The organism is Streptomyces sp. 8K308 (assembly GCF_004348315.1).
Taxonomy (GTDB): Bacteria; Actinomycetota; Actinomycetes; order Streptomycetales; family Streptomycetaceae; genus Streptomyces.
The window spans coordinates 1-3,578 of record NZ_SMKC01000515.1 but is presented as its reverse complement, the minus strand read 5'-3'; the positions used below and the strand labels follow the sequence as shown (position 1 = coordinate 3,578).

Here is a 3,578-nt window from a genome sequence, read left to right as displayed (position 1 = left end):
CTCTCCGTGAATGCTTCAAAGAAGATCATCCACGAGAACAATTTGATTCTCGCATTGATCAATCAAAAATCTGGCATTGACTTCTTGGCACACTGTTGAGTTCTCAAGGAACGGACGCTACCTTCAGGCCCCTCTCGAGGCCCCCCGGGCTTCCCTTCGGTGTTCACTACTTTAGAACCATCTCCCGCCGGATTCCAAATCCGGCCCCGGAGAAGCTATTTCAGGCAACCCGCAGCTACACTGCGGGCAAGCCAAATAGACCCTCACGGGCAGAGCGTTCAAAGAAGTGGATTGGCGCCCTTAACGAGCGCCTGGGCAACGTTACGCCCTCACCCCAACGGCGTCAACTTGAGGTCAACTCGCCCCAGGAAGGGCGAACTCGGCCCACACCGCCTTGCCGCCCTCCGGCAGCCGGCGGGCGCCCCACTCGGCCGCGATGGTGGCCACCACGGCGATGCCGCGCCCCGCCTCGTCGGCGGGGGCGGCCTGTTGGCGGCGCGGCAGGTGTTCGTCCCCGTCCGTCACCTCGACGATGAGCCGGCGGTCGGTGCGCCGCAGCCGCAGGCCCATCGGGGCGCGGCCGTGTTTGAGGGAGTTGGCGACCAGTTCGCTGGCCGCCAGCACGCCGAGCTCGCGCAGTTCCTCGGGGAAGCGCCAGCTGGCGAGCACGCCGTCGGCGAAGGCGCGGGCGCGCGGGGCCGCCTCGACGCCGCCGAGCAGGTCGAGTGCGGCGCCCCGGAAGAGGTCCGCCTCCTCGCCGTGCCGCTCGGGGCAGCTGAGGACGAGCACGGCCACGTCGTCGTCGTGTTCCTCGGTGATGCCGAGGCCGCGCAGCAGCCGGCCGCAGATGATCTCGGGGCCGCCGCCGCTGCCGGTGCCGGTCAGGGCGCGCTCCAGGGCGTCGATCCCCTCGTCGATGTCGGCGTCCCTGCGCTCGACGAGACCGTCGGTGTAGAGGACGGCGGTGGCGCCCGGGCCGAAGGGGACGGTGCCGGAGCTGTGGATCCAGCCGCCGGTGCCGAGCGGCGGGCCGGTCGGCTCGGTGACCCGGGTGATGGCGCCGTCCGGCTCCTGGATGAGGATCGGCAGGTGGCCGGCCGAGGCGTAGCTGAGCGTGCCCTCGTTGGGGTCGTAGACGGCGTAGACGCAGGTGGCGATCTGGCTCGGGTCGATGTCCGCGGCCAGGCCGTCGAGGAGCTGGAGCACCTCGTGCGGCGGGAGGTCGAGCCGCGCGTAGGCGCGGACGGCGGTGCGCAGCTGGCCCATGATCGCGGCGGCGCGCATGCCGCGGCCCATGACGTCGCCGATGACGACGGCGGTGCGGCCCGCGCCCAGGGTGATCACGTCGTACCAGTCGCCGCCGACGGCCGCGTCGATGCCGCCCGGCTGGTAGGTGGCGGCGACGCGGAGGTCGTCCGGCTGTTCGAGCTCCTGGGGGAGGAGGCTGCGCTGGAGGGTGACGGCGGCGGCGCGCTGCTGGCTCTCGCTCTCGCGCAGCCGCTCGGCCGAGACGACCTGGTCGGTGACGTCGGACGCGAAGACGAGCACGCCGCGGGCGGCCGGGCCCTCGGGGGTGGCGAGCTGGACGGGGGTGCAGGTGAAGGTGAGGTAGCTGTCGCGGCTGGGGCCCGGGACACGGCGTGACTTGAGGGTGCGCGGGGTGCCGCTGCGTCTGACCTGGTCCATGAGGGGGAGCAGGCCGAGCTCGACGAGCTCGGTGAGGGACTCCCGGGCGGGCGCGCCGGGGGTGCGGCGGCCGAAGTGCGCGGCATATGCCTCGTTGACGTAGGCGACGCGGTGGTCGCCGCCCTGGACGACGGCGACGGGGGCCGGGACCTGGCCGAGCAGCTCGTGGACGGCGAGGGCGTCGACGCCGTGTCCGGCGTTCCCCGGTCTGCCGTGTGGGGTGGTGCTCTGCTGCTCGCCGCGGGCGGCCGGTACGCCGCCGGTGGAGCCGGGCTCGGTTCCGGTGGGGGCGTGGCGCCGCTGTGCTCCGGGCAGCCGGATACCCCAGCGCGTCAAATTCACAGCGTTCCGATCCGATTCGTTCTGCTCTGTGCGTTCCGTGGTGTGCGGTGCGTTCGTTGGTGTCGGTGCGGTGTCGATCTCTACAGGGCGCTGAGCGGGAGCACACCCATGGTCACATGTGGGAGGCGGTTCAGGTGTCCTCGGGGTGGCGTCCGGTGCCCGCGGCGAGCTCGAACTCGGCCCTGGGGTGTTCCAGGGAGCCGAGGGAGACGATCTCACGTTTGAACAGCCCGGCGAGGGTCCATTCGGCGAGGACGCGTGCCTTCCGGTTGGTCGTGGGGACGCGGCTGAGGTGGTAGACGCGGTGCGTGAACCAGGCGGGATAGCCCCTGAGCTTCCTCCCGTAGACGCGCGCGACGCCCTTGTGCAGGCCGAGCGAGGCGACGGATCCGGCGTAGCGGTGACGGTAGGCGGTGAGGGGCTCGCCGCGCAGGCTGGCGACGATGTTCTCGGCGAGCCGGCGCGCCTGGCGGACGGCGTGCTGGGCGTTGGGCGCGCAGGGGGCGGGGGGCTCGGCGGTGAGGTCGGGGACGGCGGCGGCGTCGCCCGCGGACCAGACGTGGTCGAGTCCTTCGACACGGAGGGTGGCGGCGCAGCGGACGCGGCCGCGTTCGTCGAGGGGGACGCCGAACTCGCGGAGCACGGGGTTGGGTTTGGCGCCGGCGGTCCAGACGAGCGTGCGGGTGGGGTGGCGGGTGCCGTCGCTGAGGGTGGCCACGCGGTCGGCGCAGGACTCGAGGCGGGTGGAGAGGCGCACGTCGATGTTGCGTCCGCGCAGCTCGCGCAGGGCGTAGGCGCCCATCTGCTCACCCACCTCGGGGAGGATCTTCTCCGTTGCCTCCACCAGGATCCACTTCTGCTCCTCCGGCCGGATGTTGTGGTAGTAACGGCACGCGTAACGTCCCATGTCCTCCAGCTCGGCGAGGGCCTCGACGCCGGCGTAGCCGCCACCGACGAAGACGAAGGTGAGGGCGGCGTCGCGGATCGCGGTGTCGCGGGTGGAGGACGCGATGTCGAGCTGTTCGAGGACGTGGTTACGCAGGCCGATGGCCTCCTCGACGGTCTTGAAGCCGATGCCGTGCTCGGCGAGGCCGGGGACGGGAAGTGTGCGGGAGATGGAACCGGGGGCGACGACGAGTTCGTCGTAGGTCAATTGGAGTGGCTCTCCGTCGGACTCGCGCGTCGCGAGCGTGCGCACGGTGACCGTGCGGCGCGTGGGGTCGACGGCGATGGCCTCTCCTGGGACAAAGCGGCAGCGGGCGAGGACGCGGCGCAGGGGGACGACGACGTGTCGCGGCGAGATCGAGCCGGCGGCCGCTTCGGGAAGGAAGGGCTGGTAGGTCATGTACGGCTCGGGGCTGACCATGGTGATCACGACGTCGCCGCGCCTGAGCTCGCGCCGGAGCCTGCGTTGGAGGCGATGCGCGGTGTAGAGACCGACATAGCCGCCACCGATCACGACGATGTGCGCGGGTTGCTTCGTCACCCGTCCATGAGGCACCCGGGGGACCGCTTTTGTCCACAGGTTGGTACGGGGTGGTGCTCCGTTC

General features: G+C 71.2%; 2 protein-coding genes. Both read right to left on the bottom strand.

Features of this window, described 5'->3' with window-relative positions; all coding sequences use genetic code 11:
- Positions 1-354: 354 nt before the first annotated feature.
- Entirely contained in the window at positions 355-2,028 is a 1,674-nt protein-coding gene (locus E1265_RS34995) for a SpoIIE family protein phosphatase (protein WP_132934983.1), read from the bottom strand.
- A gap of 130 nt (positions 2,029-2,158) precedes the next feature.
- On the bottom strand, positions 2,159-3,514 hold the full coding sequence (locus E1265_RS34990) for an NAD(P)/FAD-dependent oxidoreductase (RefSeq protein WP_132934982.1): 1,356 nt from the start codon (positions 3,512-3,514) through the stop codon (positions 2,159-2,161).
- Positions 3,515-3,578: the final 64 nt, after the last annotated feature.